The sequence below is a fragment of the Pseudomonas sp. MS01C9 genome, from assembly GCF_058202755.1.
The window spans coordinates 1,512,094-1,538,398 of record NZ_CM177073.1; the positions used below are offsets into that span (position 1 = coordinate 1,512,094).

Here is a 26,305-nt window from a genome sequence, read left to right on the forward strand (position 1 = left end):
TCCCCATGACCCATCGTATTGTCATCGTTGGCGGCGGAGCCGGCGGTCTGGAGTTGGCTACCCGCCTGGGTAAGACTCTGGGCAAGCGTGGCACGGCCAGTGTAATGCTGGTCGACGCGAACCTGACCCACATCTGGAAGCCGCTGCTGCACGAAGTGGCGGCCGGCTCTCTGAACTCTTCCGAAGACGAACTCAACTACGTCGCCCAGGCGAAATGGAACCACTTCCAGTTCCAGCTAGGGCGCATGAGTGCCCTGGACCGCGAACGCAAGCGTATCCAACTGGCCGCCACCTACGACGAGGCCGGCCTGGAACTGCTGCCGGCCCGCGAACTGAGCTATGACACTCTGGTGATTGCGGTCGGCAGCACTACCAATGACTTCGGCACCGAGGGTGCGGCGCAACATTGCCTGTTCCTCGACACCCGCAAACAGGCCGAGCGCTTCCACCAGCAGTTGCTCAATCATTACCTGCGCGCCCACGCCGGCCAGACCGACACGGAAGAGCGAATCAGCGTCGCCATCGTCGGAGCCGGGGCCACCGGCGTCGAACTGGCCGCCGAGCTGCACAATGCGGCCCATGAACTCGCGGCCTATGGCCTGGATAGGATCAAGCCGGAAAACATGCATATCACCCTGATCGAGGCCGGGCCAAGGGTGTTACCAGCACTGCCCGAGCGCATCGGCGGGCCCGTGCACAAGACCCTGGAGAAACTCGGCGTCAATGTCATGACCAACGCCGCCGTCGGCCAGGTCACGGCCGACAGCCTGGTCACCGTCGACGGCAAAGTGATCAATGCGAGCCTGAAGGTCTGGGCCGCCGGGATCCGCGCCCCGGAGTTCCTCAAGGAAATCGACGGACTGGAAACCAACCGGATCAATCAATTGCTGGTTCTGCCGACCCTGCAGACCACCCGTGACGAGAACATTTTCGCCTTCGGCGATTGCGCCGCCTGTCCGCAACCGGGCTCGGATCGCAACGTGCCGCCTCGCGCCCAGGCTGCGCACCAGCAGGCTTCACTGCTGGCCAAATCCCTGAAACTGCGGATCGAAGGCAAAGCGCTGCCGCACTATAAATACACGGATTACGGCTCGCTGATTTCCCTGTCGCGGTTTTCGGCGGTAGGTAACCTGATGGGCAACCTCACCGGCAGCGTAATGCTCGAAGGCTGGCTGGCACGGATGTTCTACGTGTCGCTGTACCGCATGCACCAGATGGCGCTGTACGGGATGTTCCGTACAGCGATGCTGATGCTGGGCAGCAAGATCGGACGCGGAACCGAGCCCAGGCTCAAGTTGCACTGAGCCGATACACCACTGTCGCAAGCAGGCTCGTCTTCACAGTGGCCAAGTGTCCTCAAGTGGATACGGTCCCTGTGCAAACGAGCCCTGCTCTCGATGACGGCAACACAGGCGACACTGTCCCTGCATCACACCTGGAACCGCTGAACCATCGTGCGCAACGAATTGGCCAGTTGCGACAACTCATGGCTGGAGGCGCTGGTCTGGTCCGCTCCGCTCGCCGACCGAGCGGACAAATCCCGGATGTTCACCAGGTTGCGATCCACCTCACGGGCCACCTGCGCCTGTTCCTCTGCGGCACTGGCAATCACCAGGTTACGTTCGTGGATCTCGTTCACCGAACTCGTGATGGTCTGCAGCGCTTCCCCCGCCCGCTCCGCCAATGCCAGGGTACTGGCCGCGCGACTGGAGCTGGTCTGCATGGAGTCCAGTGCCTGGGCGGCGCCGTTGCGCATGCCCTGGACCATTTGTTCGATTTCCAGGGTCGATTGCTGGGTACGATAGGCCAGTGCCCGCACTTCATCGGCCACTACGGCAAATCCGCGCCCGCTTTCCCCCGCTCTCGCCGCTTCGATAGCGGCGTTGAGGGCCAGCAGGTTGGTCTGCTCGGCAATGGCCCGGATCACGTCCAGGACCTTGCCGATGTCTTGTGACTGATTCGCCAGGGATTGCACCAGGCCGCCGGTGATCTGCACATCGCTGGCAAGCGCGCCAATGGCGTCCACGGTATCGCTGACCCGCTCCTGCCCGAACACCGCCGACTCACTGGACTGGCGGGTGGCATCTGAGGTGGAGACAGCATTACGTGCTACTTCCTCCACCGCCGTGGTCATCTCGGTGACAGCGGTGGCGGCCTGTTCGATTTCGTCGTTCTGCTGTTGCAGGCTGTGGGTGCTGTCGAGGGTTACCGCATTCAGCTCGTCGGCGGCGGTCGCCAGCTGCGTGGCCGAACCGCTGATACCCTGCAATGTCTCGCGCAGGTTCCGCTGCATGGTCGCCAATGCTTCCAGCAAGCGACTCACCTCGTCGTTGCCATGGGTTTCGATGGGACGGGTGAGGTCGCCACGAGCCACGCTCTGTGCGGCGCTCAATGCCTCGCCAAGGGGTTTGACGATGCTGCGGGTAAGCAGCATGGCCAAGGCGACCGTAGCCAATGCCGCCAGCACGATGAACAGGCTGACGATCATCCGGGAATTGGCGTAGTGCTCCTGGGATTTCCGGCTTTCGATGGAGACCTGCTTGGAAAACAGCTCCGCCAGGTCGTTGAGTTGCTTGCCCGAGCCGTCCACGACAGTTTTCATGTCCACCAGCAACAGCTTGATCAGTTCATCGCGCCGCCCCTGTTCCGCCAGGGTGAACGATTGAGCGATCCCCGAGCGATAGGCGGCGAAGGTCTGCTTGAATTGCTCATAGAGGGCCTTGCCTTCAGGCGTGACGACCAGCCTGTCGTAACTGGCGATTTTTTCGCTCAGTTCCTTGTCACGGGTGTCCATCTGTCCCCGGTACACCGCAATGTTCTTCGGATCCTCGTCCAGGGCCATGCGCAGGGAAATGGTGCGGATGCGCAACATCAGTTCGCGGATCTCGTCACCGCCGCGAATACTGGGCAACCATTGGGTTTCCACCGCGACCTCACTGTCGCGGATGCTCGACATCTGCCCCAGCGCAAACACTCCGAGCAATGCCACCAGCACAGCGATCAGGGCAAAACCCAGCGCCGCACGAGGGGCGATATTCAATTGGCGAAGAAACATAGCGGTTGCCTTTTTTTGTTATCGGCCTGAAAAGGGGGCGATCATCCCATGGCCCCGTCGGCGGGTTATCGGCAAGTTGTATGATGACTTGAAGTGATTTACTTTTCCGCAGGCGAAAAAAATCCCCGTATCTTTCGATACGAGGATTTTCAATATGGTCGGGGTAAGGGGATTCGAACTCCTGACATCCTGCTCCCAAAGCAGGCGCGCTACCGGACTGCGCTATACCCCGGTAAAAAAAAGGCGACCTTCGCAAGTCGCCTTCCTCGATCAGCGCTTTTGGCCTCTGATCTTAAGATTCGATTCCAGCGAACTGGTTTCAAAAATGGTGGGTCGTGTGGGATTCGAACCTACGACCAATTGGTTAAAAGCCAACTGCTCTACCAACTGAGCTAACGACCCAAAAATGGTCGGGGTAAGGGGATTCGAACTCCTGACATCCTGCTCCCAAAGCAGGCGCGCTACCGGACTGCGCTATACCCCGATTGAAATGGCTCCGTGACCAGGACTCGAACCTGGGACCCAATGATTAACAGTCATTTGCTCTACCGACTGAGCTATCACGGAACTGATATTTCAAGTTACTGCATTGAAACCGATTGTATCCAGCTTCAACCTCTTCTACTCGTCTGCATCTCTGCGTTCGTGTGTCTGAGGCGCGCTATTCTACAATCTTCAAAACCGCTGTCAACCCCCTAAATTGCTTTCAAGACAATGATTTGCAACTTATTTTGGATTGCTTCTCAGGGAGAAGTAACCCGTGGGTGACTGACTGCGGGGCGCACTTTACAAGCCTTTTCCTTTGAGTTCAACGGCCTGATGAAAAAAATGGCCTCGCAATGCGAGGCCATTCGATCACAGGGACTTGCTGGCTTTCAGTTGAAGACGATTTCGTCGTTTTCCACCGTGCCGGTGACGGTTTCGCCGGGCATGAACCGACCGGAGAGAATCAACTGCGCCAGCGGGTTTTCGATCCAGCGCTGGATCGCACGCTTGAGTGGGCGTGCGCCATAGACCGGGTCGTAGCCCACGGCGATCAGCTTGTCCAAGGCCTCGTCGCTCAGTTGCAGCTTCAGTTCACGCTCGGTGAGGCGGCTGCGCAGCCGGCCCAGCTGGATCTCGGTGATACCGGCGATCTGGTCGCGGGCCAATGGCTCGAAGATCACCACTTCGTCGACACGGTTGATGAACTCCGGCCGGAAGTGCGTGGAGATCGCGTCCATCACCGCGGCGCGCTGGGCCTCGCGGTCGCCCACCAGCTCCTGGATCTGCGTCGACCCCAGGTTGGAGGTCATCACGATCACGGTATTGCGGAAATCCACCGTGCGCCCGTGGCTGTCGGTCAGGCGGCCATCTTCCAGTACCTGCAGCAGGATGTTGAAGACATCCGGGTGAGCCTTCTCGACTTCATCGAGCAGGATCACCGAGTACGGCTTACGCCGCACGGCCTCGGTCAGGTAGCCACCCTCCTCGTAACCCACATAGCCCGGCGGCGCGCCGATCAGTCGCGCCACGGAATGTTTCTCCATGAACTCGGACATGTCGATGCGCACCATCGCCTCTTCGGTATCGAAGAGAAACTCGGCCAGCGCCTTGCACAACTCGGTCTTACCGACACCGGTCGGGCCGAGGAACATGAACGAACCACTGGGACGATTGGGGTCCGAAAGCCCCGCACGAGACCGGCGCACCGCGTTGGACACCGCCACCACGGCCTCTTCCTGACCAATCACGCGCTGGTGCAGCAGGCTTTCCATCTTCAGCAGTTTGTCGCGCTCGCCTTCGAGCATTTTCGACACGGGGATGCCGGTCCACTTGGAAACCACTTCGGCAATCTCTTCCTCGGTGACCTTGCTGCGCAACAACTGGTTCTCACTCTTGCCGTGCTGGTCGACCATCTGCAGGCTGCGCTCCAGATCCGGGATCACCCCGTATTGCAGCTCGGCCATGCGGTTGAGGTCGCCTTTACGACGGGCTGCTTCCAGCTCCTGGCGCGATTGTTCGATCTTCTGCTGGATCTGCGCAGAACCCTGGACCTCGGCTTTTTCCGAGTTCCAGATTTCCTCCAGATCGGAATACTCGCGCTCGTGACGCACGATTTCTTCCTGCAGCTTTTCCAGGCGTTTCTTCGCCGCTTCGTCGCTTTCCTTCTTCAGGGCCTGGGATTCGACCTTGAGCTGGATCAGGCGTCGCTCCAGACGATCCAGTACCTCAGGCTTGGAGTCGATCTCCATGCGGATACGGCTGGCGGCCTCGTCGATGAGGTCGATGGCCTTGTCGGGCAATTGCCGGTCGGTGATATAGCGGTGGCTGAGTTTGGCCGCCGCGATGATCGCACCATCGGTAATCGCCACCTTGTGGTGGACCTCATAGCGCTCTTTCAGGCCACGCAGGATGGCGATGGTGTCTTCTTCGCTCGGCTCGTCCACCAGTACTTTCTGGAAGCGCCGCTCAAGCGCCGCATCCTTCTCTATATATTGGCGGTACTCGTTGAGCGTGGTCGCACCGACGCAGTGCAACTCGCCACGGGCCAGCGCAGGCTTGAGCATGTTGCCGGCATCCATGGAGCCCTCACCCTTGCCCGCACCGACCATGGTGTGCAATTCGTCGATGAACAGGATGATCTGCCCTTCCTGCTTGGACAATTCGTTGAGCAGAGCCTTGAGCCGCTCCTCGAACTCGCCCCGGTACTTGGCCCCGGCGATCAACGCCCCCATGTCCAGGGACAGCAATCGCTTGCCCCGGAGGCCATCGGGCACTTCACCGTTGATGATGCGCTGGGCCAGGCCCTCGGCGATGGCGGTCTTGCCCACGCCTGGCTCACCGATCAGTACCGGATTGTTCTTGGTGCGGCGCTGCAGCACCTGGATCGTGCGTCGAATTTCATCGTCGCGACCGATCACCGGATCGAGCTTGCCTTCCTCGGCACGCTTGGTCAGGTCAACGGTGTACTTGTCCAGAGCCTGGCGGGATTCCTCGTGGTTGGCGTCGTTCACCGCTTCGCCGCCACGCAGGTTGTTGATGGCATTTTCCAGGGCTTTCTTGCTCACGCCCTGGCCAAGCAACAATTTACCCAGCTTGCTGTTCTCGTCCATGGCGGCGAGCAGCACCAGTTCACTGGAAATGAACTGGTCACCCTTCTGCTGCGCCAGGCGGTCGGCCTGGTTGAGCAGCCGTGCCAGGTCCTGGGACATGTTCACGTCCCCGGTGGGGTTCTGGATCTTGGGTAGATGGTCGAGTTCCTTGGCCAGCTCTTTGCGCAGGCTGTTGACGTCGAAGCCTACTTGCATCAACAGCGGCTTGATGGATCCGCCCTGCTGCTCAAGCATGGCCTGCATCAGGTGCGCCGGCTCGATACCCGGATGGTCCATGCCGACAGCCAACGATTGGGCATCGGACAGGGCCAGTTGTAATTTGCTGGTTAAACGGTCAATACGCATAAGGTCACCTTCCTTTTGAGCAGGCCGGACCGAAAAACATCCTGAATGAAGAAACCTGCCAGATACCGTTATAGATGTGGACGATTCTGGAAGATTCAAGCAGTGCGCTGTTGATGCAGATCAGAGAATTCTAGCGTTCGAGCCAGACCAGGGAGGCGAAACGACCGGTGCGCGGATTTCGGCGGTAGGAGAAGAAGCGTGGATCGCCCACGGTGCACAGGCCGCCACCGTAGACCGCCGTGACACCGCGCGCCGCCAGGCGCAGGCGCGCCAGCTCATAAATGTCGGCCAGGAACTTGCCGGCGTTATGGCTGGGCACGAAAGCCTGCGTCGCCTGGGGCAGTTGCGCGACGAAGGCTTCGCGCACTTCCGGCCCGACTTCGAAGGCTTGTGGACCGATGGCCGGGCCGAGCCAGGCGAGTATTTCCTCGGATGGCTCCTGGAAGCGGTCGAGGGTGGCTTCCAGCACGCCGCTCGCCAACCCGCGCCAACCGGCATGGGCCGCCGCGACGCGGCTACCGGCGCGGTCACAGAACAACACCGGCAGGCAGTCCGCAGTCATCGCTGCGCAGGCGATACCCGGCGTAGCGGTCCAACTGGCGTCGGCGGTCGCCACCTGGGCCGGGTCGGCCTCGACCACGGCAATGCCATGGACCTGTTGCAACCAGGCCGGCTCGATGGCGAAGCGCTGGGTCAGGCGACGACGGTTTTCGGCAACGGCCCCGGGATCGTCGCCGACATGATCGCCCAGGTTGAGGCTGTCGAACGGCGCCAGGCTGACCCCGCCCGCTCGGGTGGTCACACAGGCCTTTACCCCGGCCGGTGCAGGCCAGTCGGGTATCAGCCAGTCGGTCATCCGACGAACGCCTCGCGGTCCTGCTTGAGCAAGGTCAGCAGCCAGACGAAGTCATCCGGCAACGGCGACTCCCAGCTCATGCGCTTGCCGGTGGTCGGATGATCCAGCTCCAGGAAACGCGCGTGCAACGCCTGGCGCGGGAAGTTCTTCAAAGACTCGACCATCGTCATGCTGGCGGCTGGGGGAATGCGGAAACGACCGCCATAGGCCGGGTCACCCACCAACGGGAAGTTGATGTGGGCCATATGCACGCGGATCTGGTGGGTGCGGCCGGTTTCCAGCTTGACCCGTACATGGGTGTGGGAGCGGAAGCGTTCCAGCACGCGATAATGGCTGACTGCGGGCTTGCCACCTTCCATCACCGCCATGCGCTGGCGCTGCTGGCCGTGACGACCGATGGGCGCATTGATCTTGCCACCGGCAGTGACCACGCCGATCACGATGCATTCATAGATACGGCTGACGCTGCGGCTTTGCAATTGTGCAACCAGCTGTGTCTGTGCCTGGATGGTCTTGGCCACCACCATCAGGCCGGTGGTGTCCTTGTCGAGACGGTGCACGATGCCGGCGCGAGGTACGTTGATGATATCCGGCACGTGGTGCAGCAAGGCGTTGAGCAGGGTGCCATCGGCGTGGCCGGCCGCCGGATGTACCACCAGGCCCGCAGGCTTGTTGATCACCAGGATGTCATCGTCTTCGTAGACGATGTCCAGGGCGATGTCCTGGGCGACCCATTCTCCCTGGGCTTCCTGTTCGGCCGTCAGCTCGAGGATGGCGCCACCATGGACGATGTCGCGCGGGCGGATCACCGCGCCGTCCACCGTCAGGCGGCCGTCCTTGATCCAGGCGGAAAGGCGCGAGCGCGAATGCTCGGCGAAGAGTTGGGCGGCGACTTGATCGAGGCGTTGACCGCCCATTTCGGACGGCACCTCTGCGCGAAGTTCTATTTTATCGGACATGCTCGGACTGGGCGTCGGCACAGCCTTTGGTTTCGGCTGCGCGCTTGTGGTTAAATACGGCGTCTTTTGCCCCGAGGCTTTCAACGGGGCGCTCATCATAACAGGACGGCCCCGCCCAAGACAGCGGCCGTCATAGGGACGCAAGCCGCCATGCAAGTGAAACACCTGCTGCTGATCGCCATCCTCGCATTGACCGCCGCTTGCTCATCGAAGGAAGTCGTAGACGAAAACCTGAGCGAAGTCGAACTGTACCAACAGGCACAGAACGACCTGGACAACAACAGCTACACCAGCGCCACCGCCAAGCTCAAGGCGCTGGAATCGCGGTATCCGTTCGGCCGCTACGCCGACCAGGCCCAGCTGGAGCTGATCTACGCCAACTACAAGAACGCCGAGCCCGAAGCTGCGAAATCCGCCGCCGAGCGTTTCATTCGTCTGCACCCGCAGCACCCGAACGTCGACTACGCCTACTACCTCAAGGGCCTGACTTCCTTCGACCAGGACGTTGGCCTGCTGGCGCGCTTCCTGCCGCTGGACATGACCAAGCGTGACCCGGGCGCCGCGCGCGACTCCTACAATGAGTTCGCCCAGCTGACCAGCCGCTTCCCCAACAGCCGTTATTCGCCCGATGCCAAGCAGCGCATGATCTACCTGCGCAACCTGCTGGCCGCCTACGAAATCCATGTGGCGGATTACTACCTGACCCGCCAGGCCTACGTCGCCGCCGCCAACCGTGGCCGCTACGTGGTGGAAAACTTCCAGGAAACCCCCTCGGTAGGCGACGGCCTGGCGGTGATGACCGAAGCCTACCAGCGCCTGCACCTGGACGAACTGGCAGCCACCAGCCTGGAAACCCTCAAGCTCAACTATCCGGATCACCCCTCCCTGGTCGACGGCCAGTTCACCCCGCGGGTCGACGAAGCCGACAACCGCTCGTGGCTGAGCAAGGCGACACTGGGCCTGATCGAGTCCCGTCCGCCCCTGCCGCCGGGCGAAACCCGCGCCAACCAGGACGTACAGCGCCAGTTCCAGGACGCCAAGGAAGCCATCCCCAACGAGCTCAAGCCCAAGGACGAAAATGGCGACGTGATCGAGGAAGAAGAGCCCGAAAGCGAGTCCAGCGACCGATCCTGGTTCAGCTACATGACCTTCGGTCTGTTCGACTGACGCTAACGCGCCGGCAAAAAAGGAGACCCTCGGGTCTCCTTTTTTTGTGCCTGGACTTTATTGCGCTGTGCGCCGCTCCAGTCCTTTGGCTAAACTGCCGGATCACTTGCCAGAAAGCTCCCCATCATGCTTCGTTTATTGATCTTGTTCGCCGTTGTCGCCGCCGCCATATGGATCTTTCGCGGGATGAAGTCCGGCTCCCGCTCGTCGCGTTCCACCCAGGATCGGGACCCTTCCCCCATGGTTCGTTGCGCCCATTGCGGCGTACACCTGCCCCGGGACCGGGCGCTGGCCCTCGAACAACAGTGGTATTGCAGCCAGGCTCATCTCGAGCAAGGCCCAGGTCCTCGTGACCACTGAGACAGCGAGCCCTCGCGTCAAGCAGACGCAACGCCTGCTGCGCCTGTATCACCTGTACCGATTGAGCATCGGCATCACGCTGGTGCTACTGATTACCAGCAACATGGATAACCGCCTGCTGGAGTTCGCCAGCGACGACCTGCTGCGCAGCGGCAGCTGGTTGTATCTGGTCCTGAACATCCTGCTGGTGGTGTTTCTTGAAAACACTCGGCGCCCTGCCCGGCTGTTCGGCCTGGCACTGACCGACGTCTTGCTGCTTTCATGGCTGTTCTTCGCCGCAGGCGGCGCCCCCAGCGCCGTCGGCAACCTGCTCATCGTTTCCGTGGCCATCGGCAATACGCTGCTGCGAGGCCGCATCGGCCTGTTGATCGCGGCCGTCGCCACCCTCGGCATCGTCAGTTCGACGTTTTTTCTCGGCCTGAGCGATTCGAACCGTCCCAGCAGTTATCTACAGGCCGGCACCCTGGGAGCGCTGTGCTTTGCCGCAGCACTGCTGGTGCAGGGCCTGACCCGGCGCCTGGAAGCCAGTGAAACCCTGGCCGAGCAGCGCGCCAGTGAAGTCATCGGCCTCGAAGCGCTCAACGCGCTGATCCTGCAACGCATGCGCACCGGCATCCTGGTCCTGGACCGTGAGCGGCGGGTGCAATTGGCCAACGAAAGCGCGCTGAACCTGCTGGGCATGCACGACCTGATCGGCCAGCCCATCGACGACTACTCCACGGCCCTGGTCGAGCGTCTGCTGCTGTGGCAGAACAACCCCAGCCTGCGTCCGCCAAGCCTGACCATCGCCGGCACGGGCCTGACCCTGCAACCGAGCTTCATCGCCCTGGGGCACAACGAACAGCATCAGATTCTGGTATTCCTCGAAGACCTGGCCCAGGTGGCCCAGCAGGCCCAGCAACTGAAACTCGCCTCCCTCGGGCGCCTCACCGCCGGTATTGCCCATGAGATCCGCAATCCCCTGGGGGCCATCAGCCACGCGGCGCAATTGCTGCGCGAATCCGAGGAACTGAACGACGCAGACCGGCGTCTGACGCAGATTATTCAAGATCACTCCCAGCGAATGAACCGCGTCATCGAAAACGTCCTGCAGCTTTCCCGCCGCCAGCAGACCACGCCCCAACGGCTGGATCTTCGCGCCTGGCTCGACCAGTTTGTCCAGCAGGCGCGCCAAAGCGCGGCCGCATACCAGCAATTGCACCTGAGCATAGAGCCGGGCGACTACACCACGCTCATGGATCCGGATCAGCTGACCCAAGTGGTCGACAATCTGCTGCGCAACGCCTGGCGCCACAGCGCGCAGCTTCATGAACAGGCCGAGGCCTGGCTGAATCTGTTCATCGACCCTCACAGCCACCTGCCCACCCTGGACATCATCGATAACGGCGCCGGCGTGACGCCGGACCAGCAGGCGCACCTGTTCGAACCCTTCTTTACCACCAGCAGCCAGGGCACCGGCCTTGGGCTCTACCTGTCCCGTGAGCTGTGCGAAAGCAACCAGGCCCGCCTAGACTTCAAACCACGCCAAGGCGGCGGCTGCTTTCGCATCACTTTTGCTCATGGACGGAAACAGATTTGAATACACGCTCACGGCAACGAATCCTGATCGTCGATGACGAGCCGGACATCCGCGAACTCCTGGACATCACCCTGGGACGGATGAAACTCGACACCCGCAGCGCCAGGGACCTTGCCGAGGCCCGTGCCCTGCTGGCGAGCGATGCCTTCGACTTGTGCCTGACCGACATGCGCCTGCCCGACGGCACGGGCCTGGAGCTGGTACAGCACATCCAGCAGCGCTATCCCCAATTGCCAGTGGCGATGATCACCGCCTATGGCAGCCTGGAAATAGCCATCGACGCCTTGAAGGCAGGGGCTTTTGATTTTCTTACCAAGCCGGTGGACCTGGGCCGGCTGCGGGAACTGGTCGCCAGCGCCCTGCGCCTGCCGACAGTCGCCGCCCCGACCGCCACCATCGAACGCTGCCTGCTGGGGGACTCTCCGCCAATGCGCAATGTGCGCAAACAGATCGAGAAACTCGCCCGCAGCCAGGCACCGGTCTACATCAGCGGGGAATCGGGTTGCGGCAAGGAACTGGTGGCGCGCCTGATCCATGAGCAAGGGCCACGCTCCAGCCAGGCTTTCGTGCCAGTCAACTGTGGGGCCATTCCGACAGAACTGATGGAAAGCGAGTTTTTCGGCCATCGAAAAGGCAGCTTCAGCGGCGCCATCGAGGACAAGCCCGGCCTGTTCCAAGCCGCCAATGGTGGCACCCTGTTTCTCGATGAAGTGGCCGACCTGCCTCTGGCGATGCAGGTCAAACTGCTGCGGGCGATCCAGGAAAAAGCCGTGCGCGCCGTTGGCGGACAGCAGGAGGAAGTGGTGGATGTCCGCATCCTCTGCGCCACCCATAAGGACCTGGACGCCGAAGTCGCCGCCGGACGCTTTCGCCAGGACCTGTACTATCGACTGAACGTCATCGAACTGCGTGTCCCGCCCCTACGCGAACGCCGCGAAGACATCGAACCGCTGGCCAACCACATGCTCCAGCGCCTGGCTGCCACCACCGGCAACCCAGCCGCCAGGCTCCATCCCCAAGCCCTCGAGGCCCTTCGAAACTACCGCTTCCCCGGTAACGTGCGAGAGCTGGAAAACATGCTCGAACGGGCCTATACGCTCTGCGAGCACCAACAGATCGAAGCCGGCGACCTACGCCTGGCCGAAGGCAATGGAATCACCGACACCACCAACCCCGATCTGATGCGGGTCGACAACCTGGAAGACTATCTGGAGGACGTCGAACGCAAAGTCATCCTCCAGGCCCTGGAGGAAACCCGCTGGAATCGCACGGCGGCGGCGCAGCGGTTGAAGTTGTCGTTTCGGTCGATGCGGTACCGGTTGAAGAAGTTGGGGTTGGATTGATCAACCAAGAGCCATGCTGCCCCCTGTGGCGAGGGGATGAATCCCCTCGCCACAGATCTTGTGTTGCCTTGCAGCTCCACTGAGCTGCAACATCTCCTCTAATCCACTGCCACCGGCACCCGCTCATCCAACACTCGATTAGCCAGCAATTCGCTCAGCTCGATCAGTTGCTGCACACCCAGGGCAACATGCCGGCGCGAACCATCAAGCTCGAAAGCCAGGTCGCTTAGCGTTGCGTTGGCGGATGCCAGGGTTTCGCTCAGGTTGGCGAGGAGACATTCGGCGTCTACGCCCTCCACGACGGTGAACAATTGGTTTGAGGCTGGCTTCTTTTTGACTTCAGGTGCAGGGGTCAGGTAATAGTCGAGGGCGCGCTTGGCGGCTTCATCGAGCTTTTCTGGATTAAGGCTGGAACAGGGAGAAGCGTTGTTGGTTTCTGAACGTGATTGAGATTTGTCACTCATTGCGGTACTCCAACAAGAAAATGGATTACCAAGTTTTAGACAGACCGCGACGCCCGGACGCTGAATTGGCAGCGACCGAAAAAGGTTAGCGATAAGCCTTCCCACCCGGCAACCGCCAAAGCTCGTCGGAAAAATCAGCTTCAGCTTGGACGTTGTCCGACCATTCCCACAAATCTCGAACAGCTGTCAGCTGGTTCACAACAACTCTGCGGCGGCCGGTTATTTCTCAGCCAACGTCAATCCTCGTGGGGGCGAGCCTGCTCCGGGCGGCGATCCGACGATAGCGGTCTGTCATTCAGCATTTGCATCGACTGATCCACCGCCATCGCGAGCAGGGCTCGCTCCCACAATGGGTCTGTGTACGCTTTCGAGAGCCGTGTCGAGCTATAAGCGGCGCCGCGGCTTTTGATCTTCCGCCCCTTCGGCAGGCTGAGCGCAGGCGTTCATCAGGGGGATGGCGCGCAGCGCCGTTCGACGCAGTCGAACCCATCGAGTGGAGGTCAAGCGCAGCGGACCGGAGCCGATGCCCCCCTGATGAATGCCGGAGCGAAGGAACCCCGAGCCTTGGCGAGGGGCCGTACGCTGGGGCGGAGCGTTCTTTGCCTACTTTCTTTGGCGTTTGAAAGAAAGTAGGTCGCCGTAAGGGCGAAACCATAGGTGGCCGTTACCGCAGCAATGGATATGTACTCGGTCAAAAAACTGACCAACTGCAAGGACGCCATCGCGAACAGGCTCGCTGCCACATTGGATCGGAGTACAACCGCAAGCCCCTACATCCGCCCCGCCGGCGCATACGGCGCAGGATCAATCACCGGCTCACGCCCCAGCATCACATCCGCCAGCAGCTGACACGATGCTGGCGCCAATACCAACCCGTTGCGGTAATGCCCACAGTTCAACCACAAGCCGGCAACCCCCGGGACTTCACCGATATAGGGAATCCCCTCCGGCGACCCAGGCCGCAGCCCGGCCCAGTGGCCGACCACTTCGGCATCTGCCAGCCCCGGAATCAATTGCTCTGCCGAAGCCTTGAGGCTCTGCAACGCGACATCGGTGGGAGTCTTGTCGAAACCTGCATGCTCCAGCGTACTGCCCACCAGGATATGCCCGTCGCGACGTGGGATTGCATAACGGCCCCTGGCCAGAACCATGCTGGACAGGAAGTCCGACGCACATTTGTACAGAATCATCTGGCCCTTGACCGGCTCGACGGGCAACTTCAATCCCAGCGTCTGCAACAACTCACCGCTCCAGGCACCGGCGGCCAGCACCACTTGGTCGCCACGCACTTGCCCCGCCGAGCAGTCCACCCCGACGACACGCCCGCCGTCACGAATGAAGCCGCTGACTTCGCACTGTTCATGCAGGGTGACGTTGGGCAACGCCAGCAAGGCGGCCTTGAGGGATTTAACCAGCCGTGGATTGCGCACATTGGCTACGTCGGCCATATGGATCGCCCGGGAGAAACCCGCCCCCAGTACCGGAACCGCATCATGGACGGCGCAGATGTCCACAGCCCGCAACGGACGTCCTTGCCGCCCGGCCCAGGCCAACGCTTCGTCCTGATCGTCCAGGTCCAGCCAATACAGGCCAGTGACATGCACCTGGGGGTCGATTCCGGTAGTTGCGAACAAGCGTTGCCCCAGCTGTGGATAAAAATCCTGCGACCAATGCGCCAGCGCCGTAACCGCCGGGCTGTAGCGCCAGGGGTACAGCGGCGACACGATACCGCCACCAGCCCAGGACGACTCCTGGCCGACACTGGAACGGTCCAGCAGGACCACGCGCTGGCCTTCCGAAGCCAGATTGAACGCCGTCAGCAGGCCAATGACTCCGCCGCCGACAACCACCACTTGTTGTTGCCTGATCATGTTCCGATTCGACTCATAAGACAGGAGCGCCGCAGAGCGCCCGGATAAAAAACTCAGCGGCCCCAGCAATCCTTGGCGGTCAACCCGGCAGCGGCGTTGAGCATGCCCCTGGCGCCCGTGTTGTTGATCGTGAAATCACCGCACTTGTCCGTGGCCATGGACGAACCGCTTTTGCGTACGGCGGTCAGGGTGAAGCTCTGGTCCGCCAATGTCTGGGTGATGGTGTAGAAATCATTGCCACTGCTCAGCCCGGTGGCATTGGTGTACACATTGTTCTCCGAATAGTAGCGTTCGAGGATCTGCGCCTGTTCCGACAGCAGGCCGGCGATTTCGGCGCGACGGCCTTTTTTCATGTACTCGGTCAGGCTCGGATAACCGACGGTGATCACGATACCGATGATGGCGATCACGATCATGATTTCGATCAAGGTGAAACCCCGGTTGGCTCTGCGCATGTCTATCCCTCATTGTATTTGCCGCCACATGATGCGGCGGCTGCCGCCAACGGCTTTCCCCAGCAGGTCGGTGATACCGCCGCCGGAGTCGTTCACGACCATGTTGGTGGCGCCGTTGGCACTGACGACGGCACTCAAGGTCGGGATACCACCGGTGAAGACCACCCCGGCGGAAATCGTGTCGAGGCTGTTGAGCATGCCGTCACCGTTGGTGTCGAGCACCGCATAGTTGAGCATCTTACCGTTGAAAGCATCCACTTCGATCAATTTGCCAGTACCGAAGCTGGCACAGGGGTCGGTGGTGTCCACTGCGGCGGTGGTGAACACAACGCGTCCGAGTACCAGGTTGGCCGGATTGATCACTCGCTCCCCCGTCAACGCATTGTTGTACACCAAGGGCAGGTACCAGCCCTTGCGCACCGGGTAAGCCACGTTGGTCTGGCTGGTGGTCACGAATTGCCCCCCTGTGCTGCCTGAAAAAACCCCGGTGATCGATTGGGCCTGCAGGTTCGACACGGTGACCTGCCCGGTGCCTCCGGGAGCGTCCCAGATCGAGTAGAAGCCCTGCAGGTCCTTGTTGAGCTTGTCCACTGCCTCGTTGAACTTGCCGGTACCGAAAAAGACCTGGACGCCGCCTTGGGGGTTGTCCGCCAGCAAGGGTTGAACCGTGATCGGCTGGGTCGCGCCACCCGGTGCGGTGAACAACGGCTGGCCGGCGAACGCCAGGCCCCAGGTGGTCGGGGAGGTGCCGCTGAGGTCGAACTTCCACATGCGCCCTTTCAGGTCGCCGCCGTAGGCGGCCTGAACCACATTCTGGGAGTTGACCCGGAGCTTGACCGAAGACAGGCCGTTATCGGTCTCGCTGCTGTTGATGACGATCTTCCTGATCAACGAGCCGTCGCGAATATCCACCACATACAGCGCGGCCACGCCGGAATGGCTGCCGTAGCCATTGGAGATGAACGCGGCCCAGCGACCATCCGCCAATCGGGCGACCTCCGGGCGCGCGTAGGCATAGCCCAGGTCGTTGAAGACGTTGGCCGTATTGGCGATGGCCGGGGCGCTGATTTCCCACAACGCCCGGATCGTGTTGCCGGCCGTCGCGTCGAACAGTTGCACGGCGAAGAACGCCTTGCCCCCGGCCCCCGTCCCTCCCACGGCGACGGTCTTCCAGGCACTGCCCAGTTGCGTATCGAATACCCCGATCTGCCCGTCCACCAGGAATTTGTGGCTGACACCATTGATGTAGCCGGTATTGGCGATCAATTGCAGGGACGGCAATACGCTCGAAGGCATATAGGCGTAGCGCCGAGTCCCGTTGGTGCTGTTGATGACACTGAAGAAGCCGTCGTTGGCATTCACCGCCAGGCTGGCGTTCATGTTCGTCGCCTTGGTTGTCAGGTAATTGCTGTAGCTGGTGTCGTTCAGCAGGTCCGCGGCGGTCTGGTCATTGGGCGATGCCAGCACCAGGGGCGAATTGATGATGTCCCCCAGCAACGCGCTGCGCACCTTCAGGCCGGTCTTGTTGACCCCCTTGCTCCACTCCACCAGGTCGTTGCCGGTGATGCCCGTGGGCAGGTTCTGGCTGAGACTGGTCTGCTGGGCCGGTGAGAAGTTGCCATAGGCCAGGGTCACCGGCGTGTTGGTCGCACTGTTCCAGGACTGATAGACCGGGGCGGTGGCGCCGGGCACGATGGCGGTATCGGTGGTCCATTGCACCGCTGCCGTGTTGACGGTACCTGCCGAAGTGAAGCCGAACGCCCGGATGGTGCCGCGCCAGTCCTTGGGGTCGTAGGTGGTCTGGTAGAAACTGGAAGTGCTGGACAACGTGGCGCTGTTGGCGGCGCCGCCCCCTCCCGAGCCGGCCTTTGAAGTGATATCGCTCAGGGCCGATGACAGGGCTGAGTTCAGACCCTCGCTATCGGACGCCGGGTAATACCGGCCCGCGCCATAACGGGCCGCGTCGGACAGCATCTGGTTATTGACGGCAAAACCGACGGTATAGGTGTTGAGGTACTGCCGGGGAAAGTCCGTCGAGTTCCAGCTCTTGCCGGTGGCGTCGGTACCGGTGGCACGCATGTCGATATCGAAGGCGAACTTGGCGATGTCGTCCAGGTAGAGCGTGTCGCCCTCGGCGTCGCCACTGGGATTGTCGCCATCGTTGGTGCCGATGCCATCCCAGTTCGGCAAGCGTGAGCCGCCCAGGGGATCGTTGGTGGGAAACGTCCGGTCATAGGTGGGCAAGCCGTCGGTGATCACCACGCCGAAGTTTTTCTGGCAGCGGTACTGGATCGGGCTGGTATAGGTACTGGGCGTGCCGTTGTAATACGGCGCCATGCCCCTGAAGTAACGGGTGACCTCGTAATAACTCTCGGCCAACGGCGTATTCGCGACGGCTCCCAGGGCATTGATGGCGGTGACCAGGGCACTGTAGTTGGCATTGGCCTGGGTCTGGGTGACGCTGCCGCTGACGGGTGAAAGGTCGCTGATGGCCCGGGCGATGTAACCGCCCGGACCTGAGTTGCCGCTGTTGGGAGGATTGAACGTGGCAAGGCCGATGCGCAAGGCCCGGTTGCCGGCGACCAGATCATTGGAAACGTCGCGCGCCACGTTTATCCGATAGTCGGTGGGAATCGAGCCTGTGGTGAAGTCCCGGCTCGAACCGTTGGCCAGGGTCACGAGATAGGCCAGGTATCTGGCGGTATAGCGGGTATTGCCACCGCCTACCGGATCCGGGAGCCGGAGACAGACCCGGCCGATGGTGGAACGATAGAAGCCGTACCAACCGGAGGAGCAGCCACCGCGCAACAGGCTCACTAGCAGGATGTTCGAATCGTCCAGGTCCAGCTCGTACCTGTCATTGCAACTGCTGCTGGAGTTGCATGCAAACGTGCGCGGTTGCGCCGCCGTTGGATCGAACCCCGACGCCCAGATGATGTTGTTCATACTTCCCGAATCGTCGATCAGCAGCATCACGTTCGGCGTAACCGCAGCCGCACTCAACAGCGGCGACTCCGAGGGCGTGAACGCATAGGCCGGCGCCGCCAGGTAAAGGCTGAGCAGCGCCCCCCCTATCAACTGCATCCAGCCCCGGAGCGCCTCAATATTTCGCATAGATGCTCTCCACCACGCTGCGCTGGTTATTTCCCGCCACGGCCACCGCCGTGATCCGGTACAGCGTCGCCGACGTGTTGCTCGGTACGTTGACCGCCGTGAGGGTGGTGCCGATGTTCTGTACACCGTAGAACCCACCAGCGGCGGCGACCCAGGTCACTCCCGACGAGGAGTTGCGCCCGGCTGCCGTGAGCGTCGCCGACTCGGCCGGAGGCGCGCATTGGGTGGCAGTGGTACAGACCGCAAGCGAATACGTCTCGGCCTGTACCGCGCTCTCCCCCATCCTCAACGCCGCCTCGGCCGTCTGGAATGACTGGTTGCGCAGCATGACGCTGTTGGTCATTTTTTCCTGAAGCGTGGCGCTCTGCATCGACGACAAGCCGATCAGCGTGAGCAGCAGCAGGAAAACCAGACTGACCAGCAGGGCCATGCCACGCTGACGGTGCCCATTGGATCTCGGATTCATTCTCGCCGCCCTCACAAAAGCCGATTGCGCAAAGCGGCAACCACGTTGAAGGTCTGGTCGCGCACGTTGTTCTTCGGGTCGTACAGCGTCAGGGTCAGGCGCACGCTGCGGATCAGGGCCGGATCCGCCGGGTTGCCGGTGTAGCTCGATGCCGCGATGTCGGTCGAACTGCCCGCGACGCCGAAGGTCACGTTGAACGCCCGCACGTTGTCCACCAGCACCGCCAGGGTCGGGTTGCCGGCGCCCGTGCCCATCAACAACTGGTTATTGCTGAAGCTGTAGACCAGCCGGCGTATGGGAAAGGCCAGTTGCCCGGCCGCAGGCGCCCGGGCTCCGGTGTAGGCGGTCGCGCTGGTGCGGCAATCGGAAACGACCGTCCAGGTCGGCACCCCTGCGTTGCTGCCCACATCCGCCGTGACCAGGGTCATCCTGAGATTGGCGTTGTCCCAACGGATCGGCGTGACCTGGCTGGCGTTGAAATCCCCCGCGGACGAGGCGTCGGTAATGCTTCCCAGGCAGCCGAACATGCCGACCATGCGCAGCTCCTGGAGCATCTTGCTCAGGGCGAACCGTGCATCTTCCTGCATGACTGCTGCTGCGTTCTGGCTGACATAGGTGTTTTTCGCGGCAATGAAAATCTGCACCACACCCAGCACGATGATCAGGCTGAGCACCAGCGCGATCATCAGTTCGATCAGGCCGAAGCCCCGGCAACGGTTGTTCATGGCGTCGCCACCGGGTCGACGGCGACGCGGCTGGTCAGCACGAAGCTGCGCCGTGCCTCGGCAGCGTTGCTGGTGTTGGCGGCCCGGGCATCGTCCCAGGAAATGGTGATGGTGTAGACCCGCTGGTTCAGGGCGATGGTGCCGGTGGCCGTGGCGCCGCCGAAACTGGTGATATTGGTCTTGAAGTCGTAGAGATCCTGGTCCCGGGCGACGTTGAGATTGGGCGAGGTGGGTGGCGTGACGGTGTAGTCGGCGCCGGCGTTGGCGCGGATACGATCCAGCATGTCGTAGGCGATGAAACTGGCCTGGCTGGTCATGCGCGAGCTGTCGGTGTATTTGAGTGCGTTGAGCTGGATCATCGCCGCGCCCAGCAAGCCTATGCCGAGGATCAGCATCGCCACCAACACCTCGATCAGCGTCATGCCCTCCTGTGTCCTTTTACTGCAACCCTTCATCCGCAACTTCCACCCAATACGATTCGTCCATTGAGGCAAACACTCAGCGTCCTGCTCTGCGCCCCTCGTACGTAATTGAAACTCACCGGCGTGGTCGGTGCCGCCAAGCCGCCCAGGTTGTTGAAATCGATGCCGGTCACTTCTGAGGTTAGCGTCAGAGTCGCGCCGCTGCTCATCGCTGGAACAACCCGCAATACATTGGCCGGCGTGCCAGTACTGTCATACACCGCCAGCTCGCCGCTCCAGACACTCCCCTGCACCGTGGGGCGGATACGTATCGTGGTGCCACGGTCGATCGCGGTCATGCGGGCAAAGTTCAGCGCCCGACGCAGATCGCCGATCTCGGTATCGGCCTTGGTGCCCTGCATCGAGCCAGTGAAGGCAGGCACCGCCAGGGTGATCAGGATCAGCAGCACACCGAGGGCCACCAGCACCTCCACCAGCGTGAAACCTTTTGTACGAAGATCCATCGATGCCCTCCGTTGCCGTCGGCTATACCTGCTTGTACACGCTAGAACAAACCACCGCCTGTGCCCAATACCGACCTGTGGCGAGGGGTTTTATCCCTCGCCACAATGGGCCATTGATCTTGAATCCGCTTCCATTCTCCAGGGAGGAGATGTCATGCACCAACAGGGCTTCAGCCTCATTGAACTGCTCATGGGACTGGCGATTGCGGCAATTGTTCTACCGTGGGCCAGCGCCAGCTACACAGCCCTGGTCGAAGCCACCGAACGCAAGGACGCCGCGCAACTGCTGGCCAGTGGTTTGCGTAACGCCCGCAGCGAAGCCATCACGCGCAGCCGGACCGTCGTGATCAGAGGAATAGACGACGATTGGGGCCGAGGCTGGCGGATCACGCTGGACGACAAGGCGAAGACATTGGTGATGGAGCGCAGCGGCCGCGCGCGAGTGGTCGGCAACTGGCCGGTGAAGCGTTCGGTGAGGTTTGGCAGCCAAGGGCAAGCGTTACTGCCCAGCGACGCCTTCCAAGCCGGTACATTGCATGTCTGCGGCAAACGCGAGCCGATCAGCCACCATCAGGTGGTGCTGGCGCGCACCGGACGCATCAGCCTGCGCAGCGAGAAAACTGAACAGGCATTGTGCGAAAAAGACTCAAAGCAGGGAGCGAACGCGTAGTTCCTTGGGCATCGAGAAAGTAATGTTCTCTTCACGACCGGCCAGCTCATCGGCACCGGTGGCGCCCCAGGCCTGCAATTGCTGGATCACGCCACGCACTAGGACTTCGGGAGCCGAAGCGCCGGCGGTGATGCCAATGCGCTCGATGCCATCGAACCAGCTGTGTTGCATGTCCTCGGCACCGTCGATCAGATAGGCCGGCGTTCCCATGCGTTCGGCCAGCTCACGCAAGCGGTTGGAGTTGGAACTGTTCGGGCTGCCAACCACCAGCACCACATCGCATTCGTCGGCCAGTTGCTTGACCGCGTCCTGACGGTTCTGGGTGGCGTAGCAGATGTCGTCCTTGCGTGGCCCACCGATGGCCGGGAAGCGGGAGCGCAGGGCGTCGATCACACGACTGGTATCGTCCATGGACAGGGTGGTCTGGGTGACAAAGGCGAGCTTTTCCGGGTTGCGCACCTGCAAGGCCGCCACGTCGTCCTCATCCTCCACCAGGTAGATCGCGCCACCATTGCTGGCATCGTATTGCCCCATGGTGCCTTCGACTTCCGGATGTCCTTCATGGCCGATCAGGATGCATTCACGACCGTCGCGGCTGTAGCGCGCCACTTCGATGTGCACCTTGGTCACCAGGGGACAGGTGGCATCGAATACTTTCAGGCCGCGACCGGCGGCTTCAGTACGCACCGCCTGGGAAACCCCATGGGCGCTGAAGATCACGATGACGTCGTCCGGCACCTGGTCCAGCTCTTCGACGAAAATGGCACCGCGGCTGCGCAGGTCCTCGACGACGAATTTGTTGTGGACCACTTCATGGCGCACATAGATCGGCGGCCCGAAGACCTCCAGGGCGCGGTTGACGATTTCGATCGCCCGGTCCACGCCGGCGCAGAAGCCACGGGGATTGGCGAGTTTGATTTGCATGCTGTGCCTCGTGTCTTGCGCGCAAGAAATTGAATGCTTGCCTGTTAATCGAGCGAAAGGCCCGAAAACAAGGAGACCCCATGTGGGAGCGAGCAAGCTCGCTCCCACAGAGAATCAGTGGCAGCAGGAACTGCCTGTTAAATCCTAAACCGCCTTGACGTCGATGATTTCCACTTCGAAATTCAAGGTCTTGCCCGCCAGCGGGTGATTGAAGTCAACCGTCACCTGGGTGTCGTCGAAGGCCTTCACTACGCCCGGCAGTTCAGTATTGGCCGCGTCGTTGAAGATCACCAGCAACCCCTCCGACAGTTCCATGTCCTGGAACTGGGAGCGTGGCATGGTCTGCACGTTTTGCGGGTTGGGCTGACCAAAGGCATTCTCTGGCGTCACCACCACCGTGCGCTTGTCGCCGGCCTTGAAACCGAAGATCGCCGCTTCGAAGCCTGGCAGCAGGTTGCCGTCGCCGACCTTGAACACGGCAGGGGCCTTGTCGAAGGTGCTGTCAACGGTGTCGCCGTTTTCCAGATGCAGGGCGAAGTGAAGCTTCACTTCTGTATTTTGAGCGATACGCTGCTCAGTCATGGACGGCTTCTCCGGTTTTCTTGCTCTTGAACATGTCCAGGGCGAGCATCACCGCGCCCACGGTAATGGCGCTGTCGGCAAAATTGAACGCCGGGAAGTACCAACGGTTCTGCCAGTGCACCAGGATGAAATCGATCACATGGCCCAAGGCAATGCGGTCATACAGATTGCCCAGCGCGCCACCGAGCACCAGCGCCAGCGCCACGGCCAGCCAGGTTTCGTCGCGGCCCAGGCGCTTGAGCCAGACCACCAGCACGCCGCTGACCACGATGGCGATCAGCGCGAAGAGCCAGCGCTGCCAGCCCGAGCTGTCGGCCAGGAAGCTGAACGCCGCGCCGGTGTTATAGGCCAGGGTCCAGCTGAAGTAGTCGGGGATGACCACGATCTGCTGGTACATGGTCAACGAGCTTTCGAAGTGGAACTTGCTGGCCTGGTCGATGACCAGTACCAGCACGCTCAACCAGAGCCAGCCCAGCCGTCCGAAACGGCCCGCTGCGTTAGGCGCCACATCAGGCATAGTGGCGAACCTCGCCGGTGCCGCTGATGTTGTCGACACAACGCCCGCAGATTTCCGGATGCTCCGGGTTCACGCCAACGTCTTCGCGGCAGTGCCAGCAACGGGCGCACTTGACGAAGCTCGACTTGACCACCTTGAGCTTCAGGCCAGCCACTTCAGTGACCACCGCATCGGCCGGCGCCTGCACCAATGGAGCGACACTGGCGGTGGAGGTGATCAGCACGAAGCGCAGCTCGTTGCCCAGCTTCGCCAGGTCGGCGCCCAGGGCTTGCTCGGCGTAGAGGGTGACTTCGGCCTGCAGGTTGCCACCGACGGCCTTGGCCGCACGCTGGATCTCCATTTCCTTGTTCACCGCCGCCTTGACCGCCATGACGCGGTCCCAGTAGGCACGGTCCAGCTCGAAGCCTTGCGGCAGCTCGGTCAGGCCCTCGTACCAGGTATTGAGCATCACCGATTCGTTGCGCTCGCCCGGCAGGTACTGCCACAGCTCGTCGGCGGTGAATGCCAGGATCGGCGCGATCCAGCGCACCAGCGCCTCGCTGATGTGGAACAGCGCGGTCTGGCACGAACGACGTGCCTTGCTGTTGGCGCCGGTGGTGTACTGGCGATCCTTGATGATGTCGAGATAGAAACCGCCCAGCTCCTGCACGCAGAAGTTGTGGATCTTGGAGTAGACGTTCCAGAAACGGTATTCGCCGTAATGCTCCTGCAGCTCGCGTTGCAGCAACAGGGTACGGTCCACGGCCCAACGGTCCAGGGCAAGCATGTCCTCGGCCGGCAACAGGTCGGTGGCCGGGTTGAAACCGGTCAGGTTCGACAGCAGGAAGCGCGCGGTGTTACGGATGCGCCGGTAGGCGTCCGCGCTGCGCTGCAGGATCTGCTCGGAAACGGCCATCTCGCCGGAATAATCGGTGGAGGCCACCCACAGGCGCATGATGTCGGCGCCCAGGGTATCGTTGACCTTCTGCGGCGCGATCACGTTGCCCAGGGACTTGGACATCTTGCGCCCGGCCTCGTCCACGGTGAAACCATGGGTCAGCAGCTCGCGGTACGGTGCGTGGTTATCGATGGCGCAGCCGGTCAGCAGCGAGGAGTGGAACCAGCCGCGATGCTGGTCGGAACCTTCCAGGTACAGGTCGGCACGCGGGCCGTTTTCATGGCCCACCGGGTGCGAATCGCGCAGCACGTGCCAATGAGTGGTGCCGGAGTCGAACCACACGTCCAGGGTATCGCTGATCTTGTCGTACAGCGGCGCCTCGTCGCCCAGCAGTTCGGCGGCGTCCAGCTTGAACCAGGCTTCGATGCCTTCGACTTCGACGCGCTTGGCAACCTCTTCCATCAGCTCGACGGTGCGCGGGTGCAGCTCGCCGCTTTCCTTGTTCAGGAAAAACGGGATCGGCACGCCCCAGTTGCGCTGGCGGGAGATGCACCAGTCCGGCCGGTTGGCGATCATCGAGTGCAGGCGCGCCTGGCCCCAGGCCGGTACGAACTTGGTCTCTTCGATGGCCTTGAGCGAACGCTGGCGCAGGGTATCGCCACTGACGGGCTGCTTGTCCATGCCGATGAACCACTGCGCGGTGGCACGGTAGATCAACGGTGTCTTGTGCCGCCAGCAGTGCATGTAGCTGTGTTCGATGACGGTGGTGTGCAGCAGAGAGCCGACTTCGGTCAACTTGTCGATGATGGCCGGGTTGGCCTTGAAGATGAACTGGCCGCCAAAAAACTCCAGGGACGGCACATAGACGCCGTTGCTCTGCACCGGGTTGAGGATGTCGTCGTTGACCATGCCGTATTTCTTGCAGGTCACGAAGTCGTCGACGCCATAGGCTGGCGCGGAGTGAACGACGCCGGTGCCAGCGCCCAGTTCCACGTAGTCGGCCAGGTATACCGGCGACAGGCGGTCATAGAACGGGTGGCGGAAGTTGATCAGCTCCAGTGACGAGCCTGGCGCGGTGGCGATCACCGAGCCTTCGAGGCTGTAGCGGGCCAGGCAGGACTCGACCAGCTCTTCGGCCAGAACCAGCAGCCGGTCGCCGACGTCCACCAAGGCATAGTTGAATTCCGGATGGACGTTCAGCGCCTGGTTGGCCGGGATGGTCCACGGGGTGGTGGTCCAGATCACGATGGCGGCCGGTTTGGCCAGCTTGCCCAGGCCGAATGCGGCGGCGAGCTTGTCTTCATCGGCGATCGGGAAGGCTACGTCGATGGTCGACGATTTCTTGTTTTCGTACTCGACTTCCGCCTCGGCCAGGGCCGAACCGCAATCGAAGCACCAGTTCACGGGCTTGAGGCCCTTGAACACGAAACCACCCTCGACGATTTTCGCCAGGGCACGGATTTCGCCGGCTTCGTTCTTGAAGTCCATGGTCTTGTACGGATTGGCGAAGTCGCCCAGCACGCCGAGGCGGATGAATTCGGACTTCTGCCCCTCGATCTGCTCGGTGGCGTAGGCACGGCACAGTTCGCGGGTCTTGTCCGCGCCCAGGTTCTTGCCGTGGGTCACTTCCACCTTGTGCTCGATCGGCAGGCCGTGGCAATCCCAGCCCGGGACATAAGGTGCGTCAAAACCCGACAGGGTCTTGGAACGGACAATCATGTCCTTGAGGATCTTGTTCAGCGCGTGACCGATATGAATGGTGCCGTTGGCGTACGGAGGACCGTCGTGCAGGACGAACTTCGGGCGGTCCTTGCCAATCTCGCGCAACTTTCCGTACAGGCCAATGCTGTCCCAACGCTGCAGAATCTGTGGTTCGCGCTGAGGCAGGCCGGCCTTCATAGGGAAGGCGGTGTCCGGAAGGTTTAGCGTGGCTTTATAGTCGGTCATTTAAGGCTC

General features: G+C 61.6%; 22 protein-coding genes, 4 tRNA genes and 1 pseudogene. 6 read left to right on the forward strand and 21 right to left on the reverse strand.

From position 1 onward, the window contains the following. Positions 1-5 precede the first annotated feature (5 nt). Complete coding sequence (locus AC1M7R_RS06975; protein ID WP_072431991.1) at positions 6-1,304, forward strand: NAD(P)/FAD-dependent oxidoreductase; 1,299 nt, start codon at positions 6-8, stop codon at positions 1,302-1,304. A 125-nt stretch (positions 1,305-1,429) separates the two neighbouring features. On the opposite strand, the gene AC1M7R_RS06980 is transcribed toward AC1M7R_RS06975, so the two are convergent. The 9 genes and pseudogenes from AC1M7R_RS06980 to rluD form a co-directional block, all read right to left on the reverse strand. After that, positions 1,430-2,293, reverse strand: a complete 864-nt coding sequence (locus AC1M7R_RS06980; RefSeq protein WP_490610479.1) for a methyl-accepting chemotaxis protein — start codon at positions 2,291-2,293, stop codon at positions 1,430-1,432. A 39-nt stretch (positions 2,294-2,332) separates the two neighbouring features. Continuing rightward, a pseudogene (locus AC1M7R_RS06985) lies at positions 2,333-3,055 on the reverse strand (MCP four helix bundle domain-containing protein); the annotation flags it as partial. Positions 3,056-3,210: 155 nt separating this feature from the next. Beyond that, positions 3,211-3,287 (reverse strand) — tRNA-Pro (locus AC1M7R_RS06990). A gap of 94 nt (positions 3,288-3,381) precedes the next feature. Next, positions 3,382-3,457 (reverse strand) — tRNA-Lys (locus tag AC1M7R_RS06995). Positions 3,458-3,462: 5 nt separating this feature from the next. Then, positions 3,463-3,539: transfer RNA gene (locus AC1M7R_RS07000), tRNA-Pro, on the reverse strand. Positions 3,540-3,546: 7 nt separating this feature from the next. Continuing rightward, positions 3,547-3,622, reverse strand: a tRNA-Asn gene (locus AC1M7R_RS07005). A gap of 308 nt (positions 3,623-3,930) precedes the next feature. Continuing rightward, the gene (gene clpB, locus AC1M7R_RS07010) at positions 3,931-6,495 is read right to left on the reverse strand and encodes an ATP-dependent chaperone ClpB (protein WP_072398616.1); all 2,565 of its coding nucleotides are present in this window, start codon (positions 6,493-6,495) and stop codon (positions 3,931-3,933) included. 130 nt (positions 6,496-6,625) lie between these two features. Continuing rightward, complete coding sequence (gene pgeF / locus AC1M7R_RS07015) at positions 6,626-7,351, reverse strand: peptidoglycan editing factor PgeF (protein ID WP_072431993.1); 726 nt, start codon at positions 7,349-7,351, stop codon at positions 6,626-6,628. Next, positions 7,348-8,310: a 23S rRNA pseudouridine(1911/1915/1917) synthase RluD gene (rluD, locus tag AC1M7R_RS07020; protein WP_072398614.1), complete on the reverse strand. Its 963-nt coding sequence runs from the start codon at positions 8,308-8,310 to the stop codon at positions 7,348-7,350. Before rluD ends, pgeF begins: the two co-directional genes overlap by 4 nt. 150 nt (positions 8,311-8,460) lie before the next feature. On the opposite strand from rluD, the gene AC1M7R_RS07025 reads away from it, so the two are divergent. From AC1M7R_RS07025 to AC1M7R_RS07040, 4 genes are all read left to right on the forward strand, one after another. Then, entirely contained in the window at positions 8,461-9,477 is a 1,017-nt protein-coding gene (locus tag AC1M7R_RS07025) for an outer membrane protein assembly factor BamD (RefSeq protein ID WP_072398613.1), read from the forward strand. Positions 9,478-9,603: 126 nt separating this feature from the next. Continuing rightward, positions 9,604-9,837, forward strand: a complete 234-nt coding sequence (locus tag AC1M7R_RS07030) for a PP0621 family protein (RefSeq protein WP_072431994.1) — start codon at positions 9,604-9,606, stop codon at positions 9,835-9,837. Beyond that, the gene (locus tag AC1M7R_RS07035; RefSeq protein ID WP_072431995.1) at positions 9,827-11,416 is read left to right on the forward strand and encodes a sensor histidine kinase; all 1,590 of its coding nucleotides are present in this window, start codon (positions 9,827-9,829) and stop codon (positions 11,414-11,416) included. Before AC1M7R_RS07030 ends, AC1M7R_RS07035 begins: the two co-directional genes overlap by 11 nt. Beyond that, positions 11,413-12,759, forward strand: a complete 1,347-nt coding sequence (locus AC1M7R_RS07040) for a sigma-54-dependent transcriptional regulator (RefSeq protein ID WP_072398610.1) — start codon at positions 11,413-11,415, stop codon at positions 12,757-12,759. The genes AC1M7R_RS07035 and AC1M7R_RS07040 overlap by 4 nt, the downstream gene beginning before the upstream one ends. Before the next feature lie 98 nt (positions 12,760-12,857). Here AC1M7R_RS07040 and AC1M7R_RS07045 read toward each other — a convergent pair whose 3' ends face one another. The 8 genes from AC1M7R_RS07045 to AC1M7R_RS07080 form a co-directional block, all read right to left on the reverse strand. Further along, positions 12,858-13,223 (reverse strand): DUF6124 family protein, encoded by a 366-nt coding sequence (locus AC1M7R_RS07045; RefSeq protein WP_072398609.1) that lies wholly within the window; start codon positions 13,221-13,223, stop codon positions 12,858-12,860. 770 nt (positions 13,224-13,993) lie between these two features. Then, a complete protein-coding gene (gene thiO, locus AC1M7R_RS07050; RefSeq protein ID WP_072431998.1) occupies positions 13,994-15,094 on the reverse strand; it encodes a glycine oxidase ThiO in 1,101 nt (366 codons plus the stop codon). Between the two features lie 53 nt (positions 15,095-15,147). After that, complete coding sequence (locus tag AC1M7R_RS07055) at positions 15,148-15,549, reverse strand: type IV pilin protein (protein WP_490610316.1); 402 nt, start codon at positions 15,547-15,549, stop codon at positions 15,148-15,150. A gap of 9 nt (positions 15,550-15,558) precedes the next feature. After that, a complete protein-coding gene (locus AC1M7R_RS07060) occupies positions 15,559-18,663 on the reverse strand; it encodes a pilus assembly protein (protein WP_072459675.1) in 3,105 nt (1,034 codons plus the stop codon). Further along, the gene (locus tag AC1M7R_RS07065) at positions 18,650-19,129 is read right to left on the reverse strand and encodes a pilus assembly PilX family protein (RefSeq protein ID WP_072398605.1); all 480 of its coding nucleotides are present in this window, start codon (positions 19,127-19,129) and stop codon (positions 18,650-18,652) included. Before AC1M7R_RS07065 ends, AC1M7R_RS07060 begins: the two co-directional genes overlap by 14 nt. 11 nt (positions 19,130-19,140) lie before the next feature. Then, entirely contained in the window at positions 19,141-19,854 is a 714-nt protein-coding gene (locus AC1M7R_RS07070) for a PilW family protein (RefSeq protein WP_072398604.1), read from the reverse strand. Then, positions 19,851-20,309, reverse strand: coding sequence for a type IV pilus modification protein PilV (gene pilV, locus AC1M7R_RS07075; protein ID WP_072398603.1), 459 nt, complete (start codon positions 20,307-20,309; stop codon positions 19,851-19,853). Before pilV ends, AC1M7R_RS07070 begins: the two co-directional genes overlap by 4 nt. Next, positions 20,306-20,779, reverse strand: a complete 474-nt coding sequence (locus tag AC1M7R_RS07080) for a GspH/FimT family pseudopilin (protein ID WP_072398602.1) — start codon at positions 20,777-20,779, stop codon at positions 20,306-20,308. The genes pilV and AC1M7R_RS07080 overlap by 4 nt, the downstream gene beginning before the upstream one ends. Before the next feature lie 154 nt (positions 20,780-20,933). Between AC1M7R_RS07080 and AC1M7R_RS07085 the strand changes: the two genes are divergently transcribed. Further along, positions 20,934-21,449 (forward strand): GspH/FimT family pseudopilin, encoded by a 516-nt coding sequence (locus tag AC1M7R_RS07085; protein WP_072398601.1) that lies wholly within the window; start codon positions 20,934-20,936, stop codon positions 21,447-21,449. Here the strand turns inward: AC1M7R_RS07085 and ispH are convergent. From ispH to ileS, 4 genes are all read right to left on the reverse strand, one after another. Then, on the reverse strand, positions 21,426-22,373 hold the full coding sequence (gene ispH / locus AC1M7R_RS07090; protein WP_072398600.1) for a 4-hydroxy-3-methylbut-2-enyl diphosphate reductase: 948 nt from the start codon (positions 22,371-22,373) through the stop codon (positions 21,426-21,428). The two genes, AC1M7R_RS07085 and ispH, sit on opposite strands and share 24 nt — an antisense overlap. Before the next feature lie 144 nt (positions 22,374-22,517). Next, the gene (fkpB, locus tag AC1M7R_RS07095; RefSeq protein ID WP_072398599.1) at positions 22,518-22,955 is read right to left on the reverse strand and encodes an FKBP-type peptidyl-prolyl cis-trans isomerase; all 438 of its coding nucleotides are present in this window, start codon (positions 22,953-22,955) and stop codon (positions 22,518-22,520) included. Then, the gene (lspA, locus tag AC1M7R_RS07100; RefSeq protein WP_092181880.1) at positions 22,948-23,472 is read right to left on the reverse strand and encodes a signal peptidase II; all 525 of its coding nucleotides are present in this window, start codon (positions 23,470-23,472) and stop codon (positions 22,948-22,950) included. Before lspA ends, fkpB begins: the two co-directional genes overlap by 8 nt. Further along, positions 23,465-26,296 (reverse strand): isoleucine--tRNA ligase, encoded by a 2,832-nt coding sequence (gene ileS, locus AC1M7R_RS07105; RefSeq protein WP_165887271.1) that lies wholly within the window; start codon positions 26,294-26,296, stop codon positions 23,465-23,467. The genes lspA and ileS overlap by 8 nt, the downstream gene beginning before the upstream one ends. Positions 26,297-26,305 lie beyond the last annotated feature (9 nt).